This is a genomic window from Mesorhizobium sp. M1182, assembly GCF_040318335.1.
GTDB lineage: Bacteria > Pseudomonadota > Alphaproteobacteria > Rhizobiales > Rhizobiaceae > Mesorhizobium.
Genome location: NZ_JAMYMD010000069.1, coordinates 1 through 2,873, shown reverse-complemented (window position 1 = coordinate 2,873; position 2,873 = coordinate 1). Strand labels below are relative to the sequence as shown.

Below are 2,873 nucleotides of genomic sequence, written 5' to 3'. Positions count from 1 at the left end.
GCGTGCTCCCGGTGCCCCTGTCCCGGATGGTCGCACCATACGCCGAAAATCTCGCATCTCCAGCGGGGATCGGATGGCACCGTCAGGATCATACCGGTTACGAACGCCATCGAGGCGCTGAATTCAAAGCTGCGGCGGGCCGTGCGAACGCGCGGTCGCCTGCCCTCTTGCGGCTCGCCTTGGCAATTGAGTCTATTCTATCATAACCCATTTCGAAATACCGCTCCTGCCATTCATTGGGATAATTCAGCATGCCCACCGGGCAGCGTTGGACTGGCCCCAAAAACCTTCCGTACGGAGTAAGAGAGCCATAGGAGATAGACCGGCAGTCAAAATTCCAGGAAAAAGCAGATAACAGATCGAACAACCGCTGAGACTGAGCAACGCCACTGGTCGAGAACTCGGCCAAACTGGACCGCAAATGCGTGCCCTGCTGGAAGGCCGGCATCGCCAAAACTATAACACATCGCCGCGGTACCAACGCTATTTTTGAGTTAAACGTATGTTACGAAGGCGCTTCTGCAAGCTTAATGTAGTAGATTTTGTTTAAGGAAATGTTTATCAAGGAAGCGCTCGATATCAGTGCGAGGTCGCCTGAGGAGGTCGTGCCTCCGCGAGTGTGGCGTAGCTCCACGGCGACCAAGCCGCTGACTGCCACGAAACTTTAATCGGCGGCGACTAGATGTGAGCTTTCGAAAGGTTGTCCTTTCGGGCCGAAACGGGGAGACTGGGAGTTAGCAGGCTTCAGCACTCACCGGAGGGTCCTAATGAACATACACAAAGATGCCAATCTGACGGCCGTTGCGTCGAGAGGAAATGGCTCTTCTTCAGCCTTCAGGGCCCATCGACGAGTCTCAAGAGCGGCCCATACCGGCCTCGATACAATCTCGAACGCGGTAAAGATCGACGATCTGCTGCAAAGAAGATTTAACAACGGAAAGAAAACATTAACAAATTATTGCTTTCAATATGTGGTTTCCGGTGCAATAGTTAACCGATCAGTCATTATTTAGAAGGAAATTAAAATGAGCGACAAGCTTATCAGCGATATTTCAGTATCGGGTATTAAGTCATACTTCAGTGACGACTACATTTATTTTGGTGATGTAATCAATTCTCCGACAACTAGCGATAGACAAGCACGATTCATTTGGGAGCTCCTTGCTCTTGAGCAAGGCCGCCCAGTGGTTGAACTTGGATGCGGTTATGGGCGTATTTCCAACCGGTTGGCGGAAAAGGGAGCGCGAGTCGCCGGAATTGATATCTCGCCAATCTTGCTAAAAAAAGCCGAAGCGGATGCGGCTGAACGCGGAGTAAATGTTGAGTATGTTCTAGGCGATATGCGCTCACTGCCTTGGCGAGACCGATTTGACGCAGCTTTTCTATGGTATACAACGTTCGGTTATTTCGATGACGAAGATAATGAGAAAGTTCTTCTTGAAGCCGCCTCTTCACTTCGAAAGGGTGGGCGCCTGCTAATCGATCACCCAAATCGCATCGATTTCCTGAGCCACAAGTCGCCTATTTGTCACGTTGCGCAGCGCAACGGCGATGTAAGGATCGATATGTATAGCAACGATGTGATAAGCGATCGCTCAAACCTCGAAAGGATCATAGTCCGCGATGGGTGCGTTAGACGAACGCACCTTTCTTTCAGACAGTATGGGTTTTCTGAATATGTTCGCATGTTGCGAAGCGCGGGGTTCGAGACTGTTGAAGCTTATGGGCAGGAAGGTGAAGCGTTTACATCCGATAGCTCGCGCCTCGTGGTTGTCGCATGCAAATAACCCTAACAACCCCTACCAGCCCCTCTGATTTGGGATTGGTGCGGTCAAGCTTCTCGGGCTTCTTTTTTCCGGACCATGTCGACCCCGCGGGTCACTCGCTTCTCTTCGCAGTCGACGCGGGGCCGCCGGCTGATCGGGTTAGGAGAGGGAGGTGTCTCAATCTGACCTGCTAGGGGTAATTTCCTCGATCTGAGATTAAAGTCCGGCCTCGATTGAAGGACGGACTGATGAAGAGAAAGCGGTTTGCGGAAGCGCAGATCATCGCGGTTCTGCGTGAGCATGAGGCGGAGGCAAGGCGGGCGCCGTGGCGCGCAAGCATGGGATCGCCGAGGCGACGCTGTATAACTGGAACCTCCAGTCAGCAGCGGAAACCTCATTGAAACATCGGACTCTTCTGTCTCGTCGATGACTACCTGAAGTGCAACATATTTGGCGCTAGCCTGCAGATCACCATACCGGCCAGTGGTTTCTGGAAATGACCACATGAAGGCCCGACAGGAAACCGCATTCGATCATATGTCGAAAAGGGCCAGAAGCCTTTGCATTGCGGATGGCAGCAAACACAGGCGCCTCCGCAGCTAGAGCACGTCCTGTTTAATCCGGTTCATATCCTGCGGCTTTGAAGTAGTTAGCACATTCGGCTGGGGTGAAGAGGTCGACGACCGCGCCGACCGCGTCCCACAGAGCCTTGATGGTTCTCTCGGCCTTTGCTCGCAGCAGCGCCTTGAGTTTGGCGAAGGCGTTCTCAATCGGATTGAAGTCGGGACTGTAGGGCGGCAGGTAGAGCAGGCTCGCGCCTGCGGCCTCAATCGCGTCGCGCACGCCGGCGGCCTTGTGGGCGGGCAGGTTGTCCATGACGACTACGTCGCCCTCCGACAATGTCGGGACCAGCACCTGCTCGACATAGGCCAGGAACACGTTGCCGTTCATAGCGCCGTCGTAGACGAAGGGCGCAGTCATGCCCGTCAGCCGCAGCGCTCCGGTGAAGGTCGTGGTCTTCCAGTGATGGGGTTGTCTAATCGCCGCTGGGACGTCAAGCATGTAATTGCGTCGAGACGACGCTGCCGGGTGCATGGTTGTCTTCGC

General features: G+C 54.0%; 2 protein-coding genes and 2 pseudogenes. 2 read left to right on the top strand and 2 right to left on the bottom strand.

The genetic code is table 11. The features are described 5' to 3' along the window. Positions 1-223: 223 nt before the first annotated feature. Positions 224-448: pseudogene (locus tag NKH33_RS33035) on the bottom strand (hypothetical protein); the annotation flags it as partial. A 577-nt stretch (positions 449-1,025) separates the two neighbouring features. Here NKH33_RS33035 and NKH33_RS33030 point away from each other — a divergent pair. Both NKH33_RS33030 and NKH33_RS33390 read left to right on the top strand, forming a co-directional pair. Then, positions 1,026-1,787 carry a class I SAM-dependent methyltransferase gene (locus NKH33_RS33030; RefSeq protein WP_352923717.1) on the top strand — a complete coding sequence of 254 codons (762 nt, stop codon included), beginning with the start codon at positions 1,026-1,028 and terminating at the stop codon, positions 1,785-1,787. Positions 1,788-2,085: 298 nt separating this feature from the next. Beyond that, positions 2,086-2,196 (top strand): annotated as a pseudogene (locus NKH33_RS33390) (hypothetical protein); the annotation flags it as partial. Between the two features lie 185 nt (positions 2,197-2,381). Here the strand turns inward: NKH33_RS33390 and NKH33_RS33020 are convergent. Beyond that, positions 2,382-2,873 (bottom strand): IS630 family transposase (locus tag NKH33_RS33020; protein WP_352923715.1); only part of this gene is annotated, 492 nt, incomplete at its 5' end.